Here is a 19033-nt window from a genome sequence, read left to right as displayed (position 1 = left end):
TGAAAGAGGAGCAACACATGGGTTTTCTCGCCGGTAAGCGCGTACTGATCGTCGGTGTCGCCAGCAAGCTGTCCATCGCATCCGGCATCGCTGCCGCCATGCATCGCGAGGGCGCTGAGCTTGCCTTCACTTATCAGAACGACAAACTCAAGGGTCGTGTCGAAGAGTTCGCACAAGGCTGGGGCTCGAGCCCTGAGCTGTGCTTCCCGTGCGACGTGGCCAGCGATGAAGAAATCGCCAAGGTCTTCGAAGAGCTGAGCAAGAAGTGGGACGGCCTGGACTGCATCGTGCACTCCGTCGGCTTCGCACCTGGCGACCAGCTGGACGGCGACTTCACCGAAGCCACCACCCGTGAAGGTTTCCGCATCGCTCACGACATCAGCGCCTACAGCTTCGTGGCCCTGGCCAAGGCTGGCCGCGAAATGATGAAAGGCCGCAACGGCAGCCTGCTGACCCTGTCGTACCTGGGCGCCGAGCGCACCATGCCGAACTACAACGTGATGGGCATGGCCAAGGCTTCCCTGGAAGCCGGCGTACGTTACCTGGCCGGCTCCCTGGGCCCGGACGGTACTCGCGTCAACTGTGTATCGGCTGGCCCGATCCGCACCCTCGCCGCCTCCGGCATCAAGAACTTCCGCAAAATGCTGGCCGCCAACGAAGCGCAAACTCCGCTGCGCCGTAACGTCACCATCGAAGAAGTCGGCAACGCCGGCGCCTTCCTGTGCTCGGACCTGGCGTCCGGCATCAGCGGTGAAATCATGTACGTGGACGGTGGCTTCAACACCACGGCCATGGGCAGCCTCGAAGAGTAATCTTCGGTCAGCCAAAAAACCCGCCTCTTTTGGCGGGTTTTTTATGCCTGTGATTTCCGCCATGACTCGATCAAATGTGGGAGCGGGCTTGCTCGCGAAGGCGTAGTTTCAGTCGATATAAATGCTGAATGACACACCGTATTCGCGAGCAAGCCCGCTCCCACAGGGTCAGTGTTGTGTCAGGCATTGGGCAAACAACTGCTGAATCGGCTGCATTCGCTGGCTGTACCGCTGCAACAACACAATCTCTCGATAGAACGTCAACTCGCCCAAGGGGATGACTCGCACCCCGGTCCCATGCTCAAGCCACAACCCCGCCTGCGGCAACAACGAAATCCCCAACCCGCACTCGACCATTTTGACAATGGCCTCCAGTTCATCCAGCTCCAGCGCCACCTGCACCTCGATCTGCCGTTCACGCAGAAACCGCGTCACCAGCCGCCCGCCAAACGAATTGCGGTCGTAGCGCACATGAGGGTGCCCGGCGAGCAGTTGCAACGGATCATCGCCGTCCAGATCCGCCGGTACGATCAGCACGAACGGCTCCCGGCGAATCACCTGCGCGAACAACTCCTTGGGCAACTCAAACGGCGGCTTGATCAGGATCGCCAGGTCCACTTCGCCGGCATCCACCTGACTCAGCAGGTTAAGTGACACCCCGGGCACCAGCTTGGGCTCCAGCAAGGGAGCCTGTTGGCGCAGCCGCAACAGCGCCTGGGGCAGCAGCCCGGTCTGGGCGGTCGCCACCGCGCCGATTTTCAGTTTGCCGCGGTACTCACTGACATCGTCACTGACGGCCATGCGGCTGAAGGTTTCGAGCATTTCCCTGGCCATCGGCAATGCACGCTGCCCCGCCGCATTGAGCAGCGCCTGGCGGCCGGTACGATCGAAAAGACGGATGCCAAGGGCTTGCTCCAGATTGCGAATCTGCGCGCTGACCGCCGATTGCGTCAGGCCGATGTGCATGCCGGCCGCGGCGAAGGTGCCGTGATGCGCTACGGCCACAAAGGTCTTCAGTTCTCGCAACATATCAGCCTCGATTGATCGAAATAATTTGAGCTCGATGCAAAAATTATCGTCTTTCAATCAAAAAGCACAGGACTAAACTCAACACACTCCCACCCGCCACCGAGGTTCACCCGATGCAACTGTCCCCTTTTCACTTGGCCATTCCGGTCTACGACTTGCCTGCCGCCCGACACTTTTATGGCGAGGTGTTTGGCCTGGAAGAAGGTCGATCAAGCGATCACTGGGTGGATTTCAATTTCTTCGGCCATCAACTGGTGATCCACCTGGCACCGAAAAACCCTGCGCAGGAAGCCGCGCACACCAATGCCGTTGATGGTCACGATGTGCCAGTGCCGCATTTTGGCGTGGTGCTCGGGATGGCAGAATGGGAAGCGCTGGCCGAGCGACTGAAGTCACTGGAAACTCGCTTCGTGATCGAACCGGGAATCCGTTTTCAGGGGCTGGTGGGTGAACAGGCAACGATGTTTCTGTTTGATCCTTGCGGTAATGCGCTGGAGTTCAAGGCGTTCAAGGATATCGGGCAGTTGTTTGCCAAATAGGTGTTGTCTGACTGGACGTCATCGCGGGCAAGCCCGCTCCCACAGGGTCTTGAGGTCATCCGGTCATTTGAGAACAACGCCGGACATTGTGGGAGCGGGCTTGCCCGCGAAGAGGCCCGCCAATACAACACAGTCCTAGCGGCTCATCACACTTTCGGCCTCCCCCAGCAGTTCCTCGATCGAGCCATGAACAACCGGGTCATATTCAATCTGGACAACACTGAACCGAATGTCATAACAGCGATGCGCTGTGGCATTGCGCTCATCGAGTATCTCATCGAGTCGTGCCTTGATCGCCGCAATCTCGACAACGCTGGAACCGGTCAGCAACGCCACGAACCGGTCGCCTTCGAGTCGGCCGACCACATCGTTTTCACGAAAGCCGATACGCAGGACATCGGCGAACGTCTTCAGCGCATCGTCACCTTTGGCCCGGCCATACAGATAGTTCATGCGCTTGAATTCATCGAGGGTGAAGTACAGCAACGTCGCTGGCGTCCCCACCTCCCGGCAGGCGTTCAGCCCGAGCCGGGCCAGTGCGGTGAAGCCATGGCGATTGGACAGCAGCGTCAGCTCGTCCATGCTCGCCATTTGCACGCCCGCCAACTCTTGCTCGGCCCGACGAGCCAGATCACGCAACCGTTCACGTTCTTGCTGTGGCGTGAGCAACGGGTTGTCGGATCGGCCCGATTTGTCCGTTTTGCCTGAGATCAACATCGTTCACTCCCTTGGCAGGTATGCACGTTAGAGTCGCCCATACCCACATTGACTCCCTGTTAACGTGCCGCTGGTCAGCTACCCRCCACCGGGCACGGCCCTCCCGCATCGGCCCAGCGCTTGAACCKGGTGACGAAGATATCGTGCGGCACCGGCACCGGCGCGCGATTGCCGCCCGGATTCCAGCCCCACAGCACCAGTTTGTCTTCGCTGACGTGCTTGACCAGCGCCGCGAAATCCCGATCTCCGTTGCTGGAGCGATCCTTGATCATCGCGCATAGCCGATCGGCTGGCAGGCCGATCCAGGCCATCCGCTGCGCGGCCGGCGGCAGGCTCCAGTGCGGCGCCCCGGGTGGCGCATGCGGACCGTAACTGGCCGGCGGATTGCTTTGCGCATGGCACGTTGCACAGGGCAACCCGGCCGAACCCTTGCCGTCCATGCCACGCACGACATTCATGGCGTGAGGCACCCCGGCATCGAATTGCAGCGGCGAATCACCGGGAATGTGGCAGTTCTGGCAACGGGGGCTCTGGAAGACTTTCTGCACGGTGTCGAACGCCTGCAAGGCCTCGCGGTCATCGGCAAACACGTGCGATGCGTAGGCTATGAGACAGACCAGGATCACCGCCCCAAGCAACCAATGATGTCGTTTCATCTCACACCCCCGACAACTGCAACGGCAGCTCGCGCAGGCGCTGTCCGGTCAGGGCAAACACCGCATTGGCCACCGCCGGCGCCGTGGGTGGCACACCGGCTTCGCCGATACCGCCGGGTTTGTCGCTGCTGGGCACGATATGCACTTCGACCACTGGCATTTCGTTGAGCCGCAGCACCTGATAGTCGTGATAGTTGGACTGCACCACCTGCCCGTCCTTGAGCGTCAGTTTGCTGTGCAAGGCGAAGCCGAGGCCAAAGGTGATGCACGATTCCATCTGCGCCGCGATGCTCTGTGGGTTGACCGCAATGCCGCAGTCCACCGCGCACACCACTCGGTGCACACGGATGGCGAGGTTGTCCTGGGACACCTCGGCCACCTGAGCCACATAGCTGCCAAACGACTCATGCACCGCCACACCCAGCGCATGGCCATCCGGCAGAGTCGCCTTCCAGTTGGCCTTCTCCACCGCGAGGTTCAGCACACCGAGGTGGCGCGGATGGTCCTTGAGCAAGGTGCGTCGATAATCCACTGGATCCTTGCCGGCCGCCGTGGCCAGCTCATCGATCAGCGACTCCATGACAAACGCGGTGTGGGTGTGCCCCACCGAACGCAGCCACAACACACTGATGCCGGTTTTCGGTGAGTGCAGTTCGATCTGGTGATTGGCCATTCCTTCGATGTAGGGGCTATCGGCCACGCCTTCGACCGAGGTCTTGTCGATCCCGTCCTTGACCATGGTCGCTTCAAGCGAGGTCCCGGCCATGATCGACTGTCCGACCATCACATGCTTCCAGGCCAGCGGCAGGCCGTCGGCGCCCAGACCGATACGCGCATGGTGCAGGAACGCCGAGCGGTAATAGCCGCCACGGATGTCATCCTCCCGCGCCCACACGGTTTTTACCGGTGCACCTGCCGCCTTGGCAACATACACCGCTTCGCTGACGAAATCCGACGTCGGATTGGCCCGTCGCCCGAAGCCGCCACCGAGAAACTCGGTATGGATCTCGACCTGTTCCGGCTTGAGCCCGGTGATTGTCCCGGCGACCATTTGGTCCAGGGTCTGGAACTGGGTGCCGGTCCAGATTTCGCACTTGTCCTTGGTAATGCTCACCGTACAGTTCAGCGGTTCCATCGGCGCGTGGGCCAGATAAGGCACGCTGTATTCGGCGTCGATGGTCTTTGCCGCTTTCGCCAGCGCAGCCTGGGTATCGCCCGCCTGACCGGCGTTCAGGCCGGGGGTGGTGGCGAGTTTGCGGAAGGTTTCCAGTAGCGCCTGGCTGTCGAGCCCGGCGTTCGGCCCCGGGTTCCACTCGATTTTCAGCGCATCGCGCCCCAGCTTCGCCGCCCAGTAATGATCGGCAATCACCGCGATACCCGTCGGCACTTGCACCACTTTATGCACGCCCGGAATCGCCAATGCCTCGGCGCCTTCAAAGGATTTGACGCTGCCACCGAAGGTGGGTGAACGGGCGACCATGGCGGTCATCAGGCCGTCGAACTGCACGTCCATACCGAACCTGGCCCGGCCGGTGATTTTCTCCGGGGTGTCCAGGCGCCTGGTGGGCTTGCCGATCAGCCGCCAGTCATTCGCGTCCTTGAGTTTGATCGAGGCCGGGTCCGGCCGTGGCAATTGCCCCGCGTCATCCGCCAGCTCGCCATAGGTGGCACGGTGCTCACCGGCAATGACCACCCCCGACTCTGTATGAACCTCGGATGGCGCAACGTTGAAACGTTTGGCCGCCGCTTCGATCAACATCAAGCGCGCCGCCGCGCCAGCCAGGCGATAGCGGTCGAACTCCATCCAGGTCGAGGTCGAACCACCGGTGATCTGCATCCCGCCAAACCCGGCCATGCCGTAATCGGCGGCCGATGCAGGGGAATGCTCGACGCGGATCTTCGACCAGTCGGCGTCCAGTTCTTCGGCGATCAACATGGTCAGGCCGGTCCAGATGCCCTGGCCCATTTCCGAGTGCCCGAGCAGCACGGTGACGCTGTTGTCGTTGCCAATGCGCAGGAAGGCGTTTGGCGCAAACACGTTGCCCTGGTTCTCCGCGCCCATGGCGAAACGGTGGGCACCGGGCATGACAAACGCGACCACCAGCCCACCGCCCAGCACGGCACTGCCCTTGAGAAAGCCACGGCGCGATAACGCATTGATGCTGTTCATGGCACAAGCTCCCTTCAACCCGGCCTCAACCCAGCTCGGCGGCGCGTTTGACCGCTGCGCGAATCCGCGGGTACGTGCCGCAACGGCAGATGTTGCCGGACAGTGCCTGATCGATGTCGCTGTCGGTCGGTTTCGGAATTTTCGCCAGCAATGCCGCCGCCGACATGATCTGCCCGGACTGGCAGTAGCCACACTGGACCACGTCAAGTTCCGCCCAGGCCTGTTGAACCGGGTGCGAACCGTCCGCAGACAGGCCTTCGATGGTGAGAATTTTCTGCCCTTGGGCCACGGCCGTGGCCGGCGTGATACAGGCGCGCCGCGGAGCGCCGTCGACATGCACGGTGCAGGCCCCGCATTGGGCTATGCCACAGCCGAATTTGGTGCCGGTGAGGTGGGCGACATCGCGCAAGACCCAGAGCAGCGGCATGTCGGCGGGGACATCCAGCTCCTGATCCTGGCCATTGATGTTCAGGGTCAGCATGGTGCAGTTCCTCAGACTCACGGTGACCTGAAGGGGCGTCGCTGCGGCCTTGTAAAGCCTGCGCGCGCCTCGGGCTATCCCTTCAGCTAAGCGCAGATTTGCCGGCAGGCCGTGGTGCATCGACCACCGGTCATGAAAAAGCCGCCTCTAAGGGCGGCCATGGAATCGCTCGCCAGCACCTCGGCCTCACCACACAGATAGTCTTTTTGACTACGTTTACGCAACACTGGGGCAAATTTGTCGATCTACGGTACGGCCAGACGACCAGAGGCTGACTACGCTGAAAGTCCGGAACATGCGCAATCTGCAGAGGAGTTGGCACCATGCAACGCGTACAAAAACTCACGCCCTGCCTGTGGTTCGACGATCAGGCCGAAGCGGCGGCGAAATTCTATTGCTCGATCTTCGACCATTCGAAAATCACTGCCCTCACCTATTACGGCCACGCCGGTTTCGAGTTCCACGGCCGGCCTGAAGGTTCGGTCATGACCGTCAGCTTCGAGCTTGACGGGCAGAGTTTCACCGGCCTCAACGGCGGGCCGATGTTCAAGTTCAGTGAAGCGGTTTCATTTCAGGTCAATTGTCTGTCCCAGGAAGAAGTCGACCATTACTGGGGCAACCTGTCGGCCGGTGGTGCGCCCGAGGCCCAGCAATGCGGTTGGCTCAAGGACAAGTTCGGGCTGTCGTGGCAGATCGTCCCCGTCGCAATGATGGACATGATCAAAGACCCCGACACGAAAAAATCCCAACGGGCCATGCAGGCGATGATGCAGATGAAAAAACTCGATATTGCGACGTTGCAGCGCGCGTTTGACGGCGAGAGCTAATACACTCGGACGCTGACCTGCCGAGGAGTGAGCATGAAGCACGCCGTTGCCAAAAACGCCGACAAGGCCCCGCGCTTCTGGCGCGATGATGCCCTGCCCTTCATCGAAGCCCGCTCCATCGCCGACGGGCGCGAAGTCTGCTACACCCGGCACGCCCACGAGCACTTTTCCATCGGGGCGATCACCGCCGGGCGCAGCACCTATCTCCATGAGCAGTCAGCATTCGAGGTCAGCGTCGGCACGGTCGTGCTGATGAACCCCGGCGATGTCCACGCCTGCAACCCGATCGAAGACCAACCCTGGTCGTACCTGATGCTGTACGTCGACACGCCGTGGCTGACCGATTTGCAGCATCAGCTCGGGTTCAGCGATGACGCGGCCTTTCGCCGCTTTTCGCTGACCCACACCCGGGACGCCCAGCTGTTTGCCGGCCTCGCGGGCTTGTTTGAGGTACTGGTCGATCCACAGCAAGACGTGCTGCGCAAACACAGCGTGGCCGTGGAGTTCTTTACCGAGGTTCAGCTACGACTCAACCCGGTCGATCAGCCGCTGCGCGAACCCAACTTCAAGCTGGAGCGTGCTGCCGATTACATCCGCGACCACTGCACGCAAACCCTCAAGCTCGAAGACATATGCGAGGCGGCGCAACTGTCGCCGTCCTACCTGATCCGCGCCTTCAAACAGCATTACGGCATGACGCCCCACGCGTTCCTGGTGAACCGGCGCATCCAGTTCGCCCAGGATCAATTGCGCAGCGGCAAGCTGATTGCGGACGTGGCACTGGAAGCGGGGTTCGCCGATCAGGCGCATTTTCAACGGGCATTCAAACAGCATTTGGCGGCGACGCCGGGGCAGTATCGGGGGTGAGGCAACACAATACCTCCTGGCAAAGATGCTCTTGAATCTGACTCTCCCCTGTGGCGAGGGGGCTTGTCGGACCGCCGCACCGCCCCGTTCGGCGGCGCAGCCGTCGTAAATCCTGCATGCAGTGTATGTCTGAAAGAACGCCGGGGGCCGCTTCGCAGCCCAACGGGGGCAAGCCCCTCGCCACAGAATGCTCTCTCGCCACAAAACCTGCTGTGATTGCAGTTACGGCAACAACAGGTACACCGCGCTCACCACCAGCAGCAACGCCATGACGCGATTGAACAGGCGCATGCCGGCCGGGTTGTTCAGGAAACCACGCAGAAACGTCCCGGCATAAGCCCAGCAACCGACCGACGCATAGCAGATCACCAGATAAATCGCGGCGAATTGCCAGACCAGGCGCGCCTCGCCATCGGCGACAAACGCGCCCATGCCGGCCACGCAGGCCAGCCAGGCCTTGGGGTTGAGCCATTGCATGATGGCGCCATACAGCATCGACGGGGCTTGCGCCGATTCGCTGGCTTGCACCTGCCCATTGTCGGCTGCCAGCTTGAAGGCCATGTACAACAGAAAGGCTACGCCCGCCCATTGCACCCCCTGCGTCAGCACCGGCCACTGTTGCAACAGCTCATGCAGGCCCAACCCCATCAGAACCAACAGCAAGACAAACCCCAGCGTGGCCCCGGCCACGTGACGCTGGCTGGCCCTGAAGCCGAACCGCGCGCCGGAGCTCAACGCCACAATGTTGACCGGCCCCGGCGTGATGGAAGCGACCAGCGCAAACGCCGCCATGGACATCATCAGACTCATTGCACACCTTCTTCCATCGAGTTGAACAAGGCCCTCAAGGTAAAGAGCCGAGCGGCTCGCGTATTGAATAAAACTGCCCTGCATCGCTATGAGTAGTAACCCACGACACTTTTCACTTTGGTCAACGCAATGCGCAGTGAGTCCATGTCCACCGAGCCCAACGCCAGGCGTATCGCGTGCGGCACATGGGCGGAAATTGCAAAGGGCTCGGCCGGCGACACCGACACCTGCTCGCGCATCAGTGCCATGGCGATCTGGTCGGCCCGGGCGTCTTCCGCCAACGGCAACCAGATGAAGTAGGAATTCGGGTGACTGATGGTCCTGAGCCCCGCCAGTACTTCGCGGGCCAGGGCTTGCCTGGCCTGGGCGTCCGCACGTTTTTGCGACTCCAGCTGGATGACGGTGCCGTCGTCGAGCCAGGCCGTGGCGATGGCGGTCATCACGCCGGGGGTGTTCCAGGTGGTCGCCATGATGGTGCGCTCGAAGGCGGCGATCCATTGCGCGGGTGCGGCGATGAAACCGACGCGCAACCCGGTAGCGACATTCTTCGACAGACCGGACACGTACACCGTCCTCTCCGGCGCCAGCTCGGCCAACGGTGGCGGTACGTTTTCGGCCAGGAACGCATAGGCGGCGTCCTCGATGATCGTCAGGTCATGCTGGCGTGCTATCGCCACCAGTTGCTCGCGCTGATCGGCGTCCATCACCCAGCCAAGTGGGTTATGCAAGGTTGGCATCGAATAAACGGCCCGCACCGATCGGCTGCGGCAGAGTTTTGCCAGGGCGGTCAGATCAGGCCCGGTATCCGTGACCGGAATGGGCAAGATTTCCAGATGCAGGGTTTCGGCCAGCGTCTTGAAACCGGGATAGGTCAGCGCATCAGCGGCAATCACATCGCCGGGCTTGAGCAGCGTCATCATCGTCACCGCCAGGCCATGCTGGGCGCCGCTGACGATCAACACCTGCCCGGCCGCCACGTTCAGCCCGCGCTCGAGCAGATGGCGCGCGACCGAGGCCCGCTCATGCAAGCGCCCCGCGTGGGGCTGATAGCGCAGGAGCGCCTCCAGATCTCCGGACAACGCCAGTTGACGCAAGGCAGTGCGCAGCAGGTCGGCCTGACCGGGCAATGACGGGTAGTTGAAGTTCAGGTCAAGCATCCCCGCCGCCACCACGTGCTGCGAGATGCCCTGCCCCGGCGGCAGCGAGGTTTCCCTGACAAAGGTCCCGCGTCCGGTTTCGCCGCTGACCAGGCCCATGCCCTCCAGCTCGGCATACACCCGGCTGGCGGTGACCAGTGCCAACCCGTGCTCTGTGGCCAGTTGGCGATGAGTCGGCAGGCGCGTGCCAGGCGGCAAACGCCCGGAACGGATGTCCGCGGCAAAGGCATCCACCAGCGTCTTGTAGCGGGATCGAGGCATGTCGAGATGTATCCATGACAATTTTTTGATTGTATCGATAGTCGCTCATACGATGAGTTTCGTGCAATCAGACAATGAGCGTGAGCCAAATGGAACGGACTTCGAACCTGCAAACCCGGACACTGGAAAACAGCACCAGCGGCTGGATCAATGGCCTGATCGGCGTGGTGATTTTCAGCGGCTCGCTGCCGGCAACACGGGTGGCGGTGCTGGAGTTCGACCCGGTGTTCCTGACGGTCGCGCGCGCCACCATCGCGGCGGTCCTGGCGCTGTGCCTGCTGGGGTTATTCAAGGAAAAACGTCCGGCGCGCCAGCAACTGATACCGCTGACCATCGTGGCCCTGGGCGTGGTTATCGGGTTCCCCCTGTTGACCGCGCTGGCGCTGCAATACGTGACGTCCGCGCACTCCATCGTCTTCGTCGGCCTGTTGCCCCTGGCGACTGCGGTGTTCGGCGTCCTGCGCGGCGGCGAGCGGCCACGGGCGGCGTTCTGGATTTTCTCGGTGCTGGGCAGTCTGCTGGTGGTCGGGTTTGCCCTGTCGCAAGGGCTGACCGCTTCCCCCCAAGGCGACATTCTGATGCTGCTGGCCATCCTCGCCTGCGGCCTGGGTTATGCCGAAGGCGCGAAACTGTCGCGCACGCTCGGTGGCTGGCAGGTGATCAGCTGGGCGCTGGTGCTGTCGCTGCCGGTCGTGGCGGTGCTCAGCTGGATGCGCATGCCGGCTTCGTTCACCGGCATCAGCACGCCGGCCTGGTTCAGCCTGGCCTACGTCTCGCTGTTCAGCATGCTGATCGGTTTCGTGTTCTGGTATCGCGGGCTGGCCCAAGGGGGCATCGCCGCCGTTGGGCAATTGCAGCTGCTTCAGCCGTTTTTCGGGCTGACCCTGGCCGCCACCCTGCTGCATGAACATGTCAGTGTCGGCATGCTGGGTGTCACCGTTGCCGTGATCCTCTGCGTCGCCGGGGCGAGAAAGTTCGCCAAATAATCCCTGGTACGGTGGTTTAGACCCATGACTGTATGGGTCTGGCCACCGGTGAGCTGTGATAAAAATAGCGCTCTTGCTTCAGGAGCCCACCATGGACCTCGCCACCCTCACCCTGTTTYTGCCGGCCTGCTTCGCCCTCAACATGGCTCCCGGCCCCAACAACCTGCTGTCGGTCAGCAATTCGACCCGCTATGGCTACCGCACCGCGTGCGTGGCCGGTATCGGCCGGTTGCTGGCGTTCGCCGGGATGATTGCCCTCGCCTCGGCGGGGCTGGCGGTGGTGCTGCAAACCTCTGAGCTGCTGTTCTACGCCATCAAGATCCTCGGCGCGGCCTACCTGTTCTACCTCGCCTGGCAATTGTGGCGCGCCGATCCCGGCGTCGAAAACCTGGTCAGCACAGCGCCCGTGGGCACGCTGGCACTGGCCCGGCAGGAATTCCTGGTAGCGGCCGGCAACCCCAAGGCGATTCTGATTTTCACCGCGTTCCTGCCGCAATTCGTCGACTCGACCCACGCCATTGCGCCACAGTTCGTGGTGTTGGGGGCGTTGTTTCTGGTGCTGGAGTGGATCGCGATTGGTGCCTATGCCTACATGGGTTTGCACATGCGTCGCTGGTTCGCCAGGCCGTCGGGCAAGCGGATATTCAATCGCTGCTGCGCCGGGTTGCTGTCGGCGGCGGCTTCGGTGTTGCTGATGGCGCGCCGCGCCTGAGGGATTTGCACTTGCTTAATGTGGGAGCGGGCTTGGTCCGGGCGGCGTTCCGACGATAGCTGCCTCACATTCAACATTGATGCTACCTGATACACCGCCATCGCGAGCAAGCTCGCTCCCACATTGGTCCGCAGTGTTCAAAGGAGCGGAATTCGCTGTCGATTTTCCGGTGGAGGTCGCCCATGCCGCGATCTATGCTGCGCCCATGAACCTACAAAAAACGCTGCTTCCGCCCCGTGCCGAGATGGTCCGCGCCATGCTCGAGCGAGACACCTCCTACGAGGGGGTGTTTTTCACGGCGGTCAAGACCACGGGCATTTTCTGCCGTCCCGGTTGCACCGCCCGCAGCCCGAAGCCGGAAAATGTCGAGTTCTTTGCCAACGCCGAACAATGCCTGGCGGCGGGCTATCGCGCCTGCCTGCGCTGCAAACCGCTGGACACCGCCGCCAGCGCACCGGACTGGGTGCAGAAACTGTTCAAGTCGGTAGACGCCGACCCTGAGCAGCGCTGGACCGACGCCCAGCTACTGGCCGAAGGCATCGAGCCACTGAAACTGCGTCGCTGGTTCAAGCAGCATTTCGGCATGACCTTCCACGCGTGGCTGCGCGCCCGGCGCCTGGGCATGGCCTTGGGCGGGATCAAGCAGGGCGACTCCATCGACGCCGCCGCATTCGACTCCGGCTACGAGTCCCTGAGCGGTTTTCGCGATGCCTTTCAGAAGTCGTTTCACATCACACCGGGCCGCGCGGCCAACAGCGAGCCGTTGTTGTTCACGCGCCTGACCACGCCGCTGGGGCCGATGATCGCCATGGCCGAACGGCGTGGGCTGGTACTGCTGGAGTTTCTCGATCAGCCATCGCTGAATCCGGCGGTCGAAGCGCTGCAAAACCGTTTTGGTTATGCCGTGGCGCCGGGGCACAACGCGCATTTGCAGCAGATCGAAGAGCAATTGTCCGCGTATTTTGCCGGCACGCTCACTGAGTTCAGCGTGGCCCTGCACATGCCCGGTAGCGAGTTCTCCCGTCAGGTCTGGGCCGAACTGGCGAAAATCCCCTACGGCCGGACCACCACCTACGGCACCATCGCGGCGATTCTGGGCAAGCCCGGTGCCAGCCGGGCGGTGGGCCTGGCCAACGGGCATAACCGCTTATCGATTGTCGTGCCGTGCCACCGGGTGATCGGTGCCGACGGCTCGTTGACCGGCTACGCTGGAGGCCAGCCGCGCAAGGCGTTTCTGCTCAGGCTGGAAAACGCAGAGGTGCAGCTCACTGAGCAATTGGCGTTCTGATCCCCCACAGGTTTTTCATAAGGAAGGAAACTCGATGGACAGGCTCGACAATCAACTGCACCAACTGCATCACGATGGCTTGCTGATTCTCACCAACGTCGCCGATGCCGCCGGGGCGCGACTGGTGGAGCAACTGGGCAACAAGGCCGTGGCCACCAGCAGCGCGGCGGTGGCCTGGATGCATGGTTACCCCGATGGCAACACCCTGCCCCTTGAGCGCCTGGTCTCGACGGTCGAGTCGATTGCCCGGGTCATTTCGGTGCCGCTGACCGTGGACATCGAGGCCGGTTACTCCGACGATCTGGAGCGGGTGGCACAGGTAGTTGACGCCGTGATCGCCGCAGGCGCTGTCGGGATCAATATCGAGGACGGCTCCTCGCCGCCGGAGCTGCTGGTACGCAAGATTGAAACCGCCCGCCAGGTGGCCGATCGCCGCAACGTGAACCTGTTTATCAATGCGCGCACCGATGTGTACCTGCGGGGCCTGGTGCCTGCCGAAGATCGCGTCGCGGAAACCCTCAGGCGCGCTGCGCTGTATCAGGCGGCTGGTGCCAATGGCCTGTTTGCGGCGGGCGTAACCGCCGAGTACGAGATCAAGGCGCTGTGCCAGGGCACCTCGCTGCCGCTGAATGTGCTGGGGTTCCCGGGCCTGCCGTCGCCCGAGGCGCTTGAAGCGCTCGGCGTACGCCGCCTGACCGCCGGTTCGGGCATCGCCGAATTCCTCTACGGCGCCATGGCCGGCATTGCCCAAAGCTTTCTGCAAACCGGCAAGCTCGACACCCACAACCTGAAGGCCTTCACCTATGGCGAAGTGAACGCCCTGTTGAATCCGTCCGGGAAAGCCTGAGCCCATGTCCGACGGCTATCTGGCGGCCAGTGAGTTCCTGGCCGCCATCGATGACGACTGGCGCCGCCACATCGACGCCATCGGCCCGTGCCTGCACCAGCCACATGCGGCGCGTGATCCGTATGAGTCGCTGGTACGGGCGATTGCCTATCAGCAACTGCACGCCAAGGCCGGCGATGCGATTGTCGGCCGGCTGCTGGCGCTGTTCGGTTCGGGTTCGTTTCCCCGGCCTGAACAGATCGTCGCGACCGATTTCGACCAACTGCGCAGTTGCGGGTTCTCTGCGAGCAAGATCACCACCATTCAAGGCATCGCCCAGGCGTCGCTGGACGGCGTGGTGCCCGATTACGCCACGGCCCTGGCCATGGACGATGAAGCGCTGATCGAGCGTTTGATCACGTTGCGCGGTGTGGGGCGCTGGACCGTGGAGATGCTGCTGATCTACAGCCTGGAGCGCCCGGATATCCTGCCGGCCGACGACTTTGGCGTGCGTGAGGGTTATCGACGGCTCAAGGGGCTTCAGGTGCAGCCGACGCGCAAGCAGATGATCGAGATCGGGTCGGTGTGGAGCCCGTATCGGACGGTGGCCTCCTGGTATTTGTGGCGGGTGCCCGGGCGGTAGACCGCGTTATCGTTCTTCGCGAGCAAGCCCGCTCCCACAAGGTTCGCGTGATCCTTGTGGGAGCGGGCTTGCTCGCGAAGGCGTCAGCCCAGTCAATACATCACCCGAAACTGATCACAACCCCGACTTCAACCGACTGAACGCCCGAATCAAAGCCCGGTTGAACGCCTTGCCATTGTCATTCTTGCTGTAAAGCGAAGCCCTGACCGCGGCCGTCGGGTACGTCCCCGGATCATTGCGAATCGCCGGATCGATCAAGTCGTCCGCCGCCGTAATCGCATTGGCGTAATGGATGGTGTCGGTGATCGGCGCGATCACTTGCGCGGTCATCAGGTAGTCCATCAACGCCAGGCCGGCCTTCGGATGCGGCGCATCCCTGGGAATGACCATGGCATCGAACCAGATCAACGTGCCCTCTTTCGGAATGCGATATTTCAGTGAGTACGGTTTGTTCGCCGCCTCTGCCTGGCCCGCCGCGATGCCCACGTTGCCGTTCCACGACATCGCCACGCAGGTATTGCCGTTGGCCAGGTCGCTGATGTTCAGGTCGTTGTCGAAGTAGCGAATGTACGGACGAATCTTCGCCAGTTGCTGCTCGGCCAGCTTCAGGTCATCGAGGTTCTGGCGGTTGATGTCCAGGCCCATGTACTTCATGACCGCCGCAAACACTTCGTTGGGATCGTTGAGCAGGCTGACCCCGCAATCGGCGAACTTCGAGACCACGGCCGGATCGAAAAGCATTGCCCAACTGTCTGTCGCTGCGTCGGGCAGGCGCTTCTTGACTGCCTCCTCCTGATAGCCCACACCGGTGGTGCCCCAGGCGTAGATCCCGGCATAACGGTTGCCCGGATCGAACACCGCCATGTGCTGGCGGAACTCCTCGCCGACGCCGGCAAAGTGCGGCAGTTGCTGCTTGTCGATCGCCTGCACCGCGCCACTCTCGATGGCTCGGGACAGATGCTGCCCCGCCGTCAGCACCAGGTCGTAACCACTGCGGCCAGTCAGCAGCTTGGTCTCGACGGTTTCCAGGGAGTCGAAGTGGTCGGCCACCACGTGGATGCCGGYTTTCGCCTCGAAGTTCTTCAAGGTGTCCGGGGCCAGGTACTCGCCCCAGATGTACAGATTGACCACCGGTTTGGCGGTATCGGCGGCCTGCACACACAGGGGTGCAAGCACCAGCAGTATTACTTGAGTCAGTTTGTGCAGGCCCACTTTCACACTCCTTTGCCAGCGTACTGTGGCATGGTGATGCACGCGACGTTACCGCCGCCGAGGAGGATTTCCCGGGAGTTTTCGATGCCGACGATGTTGTGTTCAGGGAACAGCTCGGCCAGGGTCGCCTGCGCCACTTTGTCGTTACGATCACCAAACAGCGGCACCACGATGGTTCTGTTGCCGGCGTAGTAATTGATGTACGACGCGCAGATTTTCGTCCCGGCCTGACGGGTATGGGTGCTGTCCTGCTGGTCCAGCCCTTCGGCTTCTTCGGCCGTCCACTCCAGCACATCCGGTTGCGGCAGCTTGTGCACGATCAACTCGCGGCCACGACTGTCGCGGGTGCTGCGCAGGATGTCGTAGGCCTCCTGATAGATTTCCCACTGCGGGTCATCGCGATTGTCGGTCCATTGCAACACCACTTCGCCAGGACGCACGAAGCACGCGAGGTCGTCGACATGACCGTCGGTTTCGTCGAACTTGCAGCCCCGTGGCAACCAGATGACTTGCTCGGCACCGAGGTAGTCGGTCAGGCGGCGGGTGACTTCGTCCTTGCCCAGATGCTGGTTGCGGTTGCGGTTGAGCAAACACTGCTCGGTGGTCAGGATGCTGCCCTGGCCATCGCTCTGGATGCCGCCAAGCTCGGCGATCAACGGCGCACGATAGCGGTCGAAGCGTTCGATTTCGAGGATTTTGCTGGCGATCTGGTCGTCCTTGTCCCACGGGTAGTAGAGGCCACCGTCGAGCCCGCCGTAGGCATTGAATTCGAAGTCGACGCCACGCACTTCGCCGCTCCGATCGTTGACCACAAAACACGGGCCGCTGTCGCGGAACCAGGTGTCGTTGCAGGTCATTTCCACCACACGCACTTGCGGCGGCAACTGCCGGCGCGCGGTGGCAAACTGTGCCGCCGAGGCGCACACGGTGACCGGCTCGCTCATGGAAATGGCGGTGACGATCTGCACCCAGACTTTCTGCGCCGGCTTGGCACCGTTGCGCCAGACGTCAGTGCGCTCCGGCCAGCCGAGCCAGCAACCGGACTTGGCTTCGAATTCGCCGGGCAGACGGAAACCGTCCTGTTTGGGAGTGGTGTCGAGCAAACGCGCCATGGTCAAACCTCTTCGGCAGGGATTGGAATGACCACAGGCTAAGGGCGTTGGCGGCTGGCTCGCCAACGACGATTATTTCGGAATACTTGAATTCAACTCATCAATCGAGCAACTGATCGTTGAACCATTCCAGCATCTGCGCCACCGCCGGACGCTCCAGCCGCACCCGTTCGCACACCAGCGCGTATTGGCCCAGGGCGGTCATGCTCGACGTAAACGGCCGTACCAGCCGACCACTGAGCAAATCTTCCTGGGCCGTCAGGTTGTCCCCCATGGCCACGCCCTGCCCTTGCGCGGCAGCTTCCAGCGCCAGCCCGGCATGAGCAAAATACAGCTGCCGGTCGGGGCGCTGATCGCCGGCATGACTGGTGAGCCACGCGGTCCAGGTCTTGCCGTCCTGGTCGTCGTGCAGCAGGCAATGGCGGGCCAGGTCCTTCGGAGTTTTCAGGGTGCCCTGGTTGAACAGGCCGGGGCTGCACACCGGGAAGAACTGCAACGCCGGCAGCGGCCGGACGAAATACGCGGTGCTGTCCACCGGGCCRGTGCCGTAGGTGATCGCCAGGTCGATGTCTTCCCCCGGCGCCGTGGCGTCGATCGGTTGTTCGTACAGGTGCAGGGTGATGTGCGGATAGCGCGCGTAGAAATCCGTGAGACGACTCATCAGCCACTTTTGTGCCAGCTCCGCGGTGACCGCCAGACGTAACACCGCCAGGGATGAAGGGTCGCGCAGTTCATCGCAGGCATCGCCAATCAGTTCGAAAGCCTGCTGCAAGCTCTGCATCAGGCGCCCCGCCGCCAGGGTCGGGCGAATCTGGCGGCCTTCGCGCACGAACAGCGACACACCGAGTTGCTCTTCGAGTTGGCGAATCTGATGGCTGACCGCGCTGTCGGTGACACACAACTCAGCCGCCGCCCGACCGAAATGGGCGTGGCGGGCGGCGCATTCGAAGGTTCGCAGAGCTGCCAGGGAAGGTAATCGTCGCATCAGGTCATGTCCCGGTTTCGAGGGGCTCATGCTGACTTGGCCTTTAGCGGGCGTCCAGTGGGACCGCGTTATCGTTCATCGCAGGCAAGCCAGCTCCCACAGTGAGCGGTGGTAAACACAACCTTTTGTATTACCGCAAAACCTGTGGGAGCGGGCTTGCCCGCGATGAGGGCAGACCATTCACCAGCCATCCAACGGCCTATCACGCTTGCTGATCAACGATGACACTCCCCCGCACCCGGCGCGTGTTGAACACTCAAACTGAAACCGGTGGCGACCGGCGACGCGATTCTGGTGCCTGTCCAATAGCACCGACAGTCTAGGCTGTCCCGGGTACGCTCAAGACTGCCGGAGGTTCCCATGCAACTCGAAGGTTCCTGCCATTGCGGCGCGGTGTCGTTCAGTTTGACCAGCGCCCACCCCTACCCTTACCAGCGTTGCTACTGCTCGATCTGCCGCAAGACCCAGGGTGGCGGCGGCTATGCGATCAACCTCGGTGGCGATGCTGCCAGCCTGAAGGTGCGCGGGCGCAAACACATCGCGGTCTACCACGCGCGGCTCAAGGACGAAGGTGACAAACATGCCCACAGCAGCACGGCCGAGCGGCATTTCTGCTCGGTCTGCGGCTCGGGTCTATGGCTGTTCAGCCCGCAGTGGCCGGAATTGATTCACCCGTTCGCCTCGGCCATCGACACGCCGCTGCCGGTGCCGCCGGAGCACACGCACCTGATGCTGGGTTCGAAAGCGCCGTGGGTGGAGGTCCGGGCACAGCCGAGGGATAAACAATTCGATGTGTACCCCGAAGAGTCCATCGCGCAATGGCATGAACGCCTGGGTTTGAGCCGTTAGCTTTTGTGTTGCTGATGGCCCCTTCGCGAGCAAGCCCGCTCCCACATTCGACCGTGTTCCCATCTGAGAACTCGGTCGAATGTGGGAGCGGGCT

At 62.2% G+C, this 19033-nt stretch carries 20 protein-coding genes; 10 read left to right on the top strand and 10 right to left on the bottom strand.

Features of this window, described 5'->3' with window-relative positions; translation table 11 throughout:
* Positions 1–17: 17 nt before the first annotated feature.
* Entirely contained in the window at positions 18–812 is a 795-nt protein-coding gene (fabI, locus tag AB4Z35_RS07815; RefSeq protein WP_007988438.1) for an enoyl-ACP reductase FabI, read from the top strand.
* Positions 813–980: 168 nt separating this feature from the next.
* Here fabI and AB4Z35_RS07810 read toward each other — a convergent pair whose 3' ends face one another.
* Positions 981–1841 (bottom strand): LysR family transcriptional regulator, encoded by an 861-nt coding sequence (locus tag AB4Z35_RS07810; protein ID WP_442096554.1) that lies wholly within the window; start codon positions 1839–1841, stop codon positions 981–983.
* Positions 1842–1954: 113 nt separating this feature from the next.
* Here AB4Z35_RS07810 and AB4Z35_RS07805 point away from each other — a divergent pair, with 113 nt between their 5' ends.
* Positions 1955–2380, top strand: coding sequence for a VOC family protein (locus AB4Z35_RS07805; protein WP_442096553.1), 426 nt, complete (start codon positions 1955–1957; stop codon positions 2378–2380).
* A gap of 135 nt (positions 2381–2515) precedes the next feature.
* On the opposite strand, the gene AB4Z35_RS07800 is transcribed toward AB4Z35_RS07805, so the two are convergent.
* The 4 genes from AB4Z35_RS07800 to AB4Z35_RS07785 all read right to left on the bottom strand — a co-directional run bounded on the left by AB4Z35_RS07800 (position 2516) and on the right by AB4Z35_RS07785 (position 6404).
* Positions 2516–3097, bottom strand: a complete 582-nt coding sequence (locus tag AB4Z35_RS07800) for a GGDEF domain-containing protein (RefSeq protein WP_442096552.1) — start codon at positions 3095–3097, stop codon at positions 2516–2518.
* Positions 3098–3171: 74 nt separating this feature from the next.
* The gene (locus AB4Z35_RS07795) at positions 3172–3753 is read right to left on the bottom strand and encodes a hypothetical protein (protein WP_442096551.1); all 582 of its coding nucleotides are present in this window, start codon (positions 3751–3753) and stop codon (positions 3172–3174) included.
* A gap of 1 nt (position 3754) precedes the next feature.
* Entirely contained in the window at positions 3755–5923 is a 2169-nt protein-coding gene (locus AB4Z35_RS07790; protein ID WP_442096550.1) for a molybdopterin cofactor-binding domain-containing protein, read from the bottom strand.
* 25 nt (positions 5924–5948) lie between these two features.
* Positions 5949–6404 (bottom strand): (2Fe-2S)-binding protein, encoded by a 456-nt coding sequence (locus AB4Z35_RS07785; protein WP_008004588.1) that lies wholly within the window; start codon positions 6402–6404, stop codon positions 5949–5951.
* A 323-nt stretch (positions 6405–6727) separates the two neighbouring features.
* Here AB4Z35_RS07785 and AB4Z35_RS07780 point away from each other — a divergent pair, with 323 nt between their 5' ends.
* Complete coding sequence (locus AB4Z35_RS07780; protein ID WP_442096549.1) at positions 6728–7231, top strand: VOC family protein; 504 nt, start codon at positions 6728–6730, stop codon at positions 7229–7231.
* Between the two features lie 33 nt (positions 7232–7264).
* Positions 7265–8098, top strand: coding sequence for an AraC family transcriptional regulator (locus tag AB4Z35_RS07775; protein ID WP_442096548.1), 834 nt, complete (start codon positions 7265–7267; stop codon positions 8096–8098).
* Positions 8099–8320: 222 nt separating this feature from the next.
* Here AB4Z35_RS07775 and AB4Z35_RS07770 read toward each other — a convergent pair whose 3' ends face one another.
* Both AB4Z35_RS07770 and AB4Z35_RS07765 read right to left on the bottom strand, forming a co-directional pair.
* On the bottom strand, positions 8321–8908 hold the full coding sequence (locus tag AB4Z35_RS07770) for a LysE family translocator (protein WP_442096547.1): 588 nt from the start codon (positions 8906–8908) through the stop codon (positions 8321–8323).
* Between the two features lie 86 nt (positions 8909–8994).
* A complete protein-coding gene (locus AB4Z35_RS07765) occupies positions 8995–10326 on the bottom strand; it encodes an aminotransferase-like domain-containing protein (protein WP_442096546.1) in 1332 nt (443 codons plus the stop codon).
* 89 nt (positions 10327–10415) lie between these two features.
* Between AB4Z35_RS07765 and AB4Z35_RS07760 the strand changes: the two genes are divergently transcribed.
* The 5 genes from AB4Z35_RS07760 to AB4Z35_RS07740 all read left to right on the top strand — a co-directional run bounded on the left by AB4Z35_RS07760 (position 10416) and on the right by AB4Z35_RS07740 (position 14781).
* On the top strand, positions 10416–11312 hold the full coding sequence (locus AB4Z35_RS07760; protein ID WP_442096545.1) for a DMT family transporter: 897 nt from the start codon (positions 10416–10418) through the stop codon (positions 11310–11312).
* Between the two features lie 91 nt (positions 11313–11403).
* A complete protein-coding gene (locus AB4Z35_RS07755) occupies positions 11404–12024 on the top strand; it encodes a LysE family translocator (protein WP_442096544.1) in 621 nt (206 codons plus the stop codon).
* Positions 12025–12229: 205 nt separating this feature from the next.
* The gene (locus tag AB4Z35_RS07750; protein ID WP_442096543.1) at positions 12230–13312 is read left to right on the top strand and encodes a bifunctional transcriptional activator/DNA repair enzyme AdaA; all 1083 of its coding nucleotides are present in this window, start codon (positions 12230–12232) and stop codon (positions 13310–13312) included.
* Between the two features lie 34 nt (positions 13313–13346).
* Entirely contained in the window at positions 13347–14159 is an 813-nt protein-coding gene (locus tag AB4Z35_RS07745; protein ID WP_442096542.1) for an isocitrate lyase/PEP mutase family protein, read from the top strand.
* A gap of 4 nt (positions 14160–14163) precedes the next feature.
* Positions 14164–14781, top strand: coding sequence for a DNA-3-methyladenine glycosylase family protein (locus AB4Z35_RS07740; RefSeq protein ID WP_442096541.1), 618 nt, complete (start codon positions 14164–14166; stop codon positions 14779–14781).
* A 114-nt stretch (positions 14782–14895) separates the two neighbouring features.
* On the opposite strand, the gene AB4Z35_RS07735 is transcribed toward AB4Z35_RS07740, so the two are convergent.
* The 3 genes from AB4Z35_RS07735 to AB4Z35_RS07725 form a co-directional block, all read right to left on the bottom strand.
* Complete coding sequence (locus tag AB4Z35_RS07735; RefSeq protein WP_442096540.1) at positions 14896–15993, bottom strand: extracellular solute-binding protein; 1098 nt, start codon at positions 15991–15993, stop codon at positions 14896–14898.
* Positions 15994–15995: 2 nt separating this feature from the next.
* Positions 15996–17105 (bottom strand): agmatine deiminase, encoded by a 1110-nt coding sequence (gene aguA / locus AB4Z35_RS07730; protein ID WP_008004605.1) that lies wholly within the window; start codon positions 17103–17105, stop codon positions 15996–15998.
* A gap of 100 nt (positions 17106–17205) precedes the next feature.
* Positions 17206–18090 carry a LysR substrate-binding domain-containing protein gene (locus AB4Z35_RS07725; RefSeq protein WP_008017542.1) on the bottom strand — a complete coding sequence of 295 codons (885 nt, stop codon included), beginning with the start codon at positions 18088–18090 and terminating at the stop codon, positions 17206–17208.
* 360 nt (positions 18091–18450) lie between these two features.
* Here AB4Z35_RS07725 and AB4Z35_RS07720 point away from each other — a divergent pair, with 360 nt between their 5' ends.
* Positions 18451–18939, top strand: a complete 489-nt coding sequence (locus tag AB4Z35_RS07720) for a GFA family protein (protein WP_442096539.1) — start codon at positions 18451–18453, stop codon at positions 18937–18939.
* Positions 18940–19033: the final 94 nt, after the last annotated feature.

This window comes from Pseudomonas sp. KB_15, assembly GCF_052114525.1.
Taxonomy (GTDB): Bacteria; Pseudomonadota; Gammaproteobacteria; order Pseudomonadales; family Pseudomonadaceae; genus Aquipseudomonas.
The sequence above is the reverse complement of the archived record's forward strand: the minus strand, read 5'-3'. Positions and strand labels throughout refer to the sequence as shown.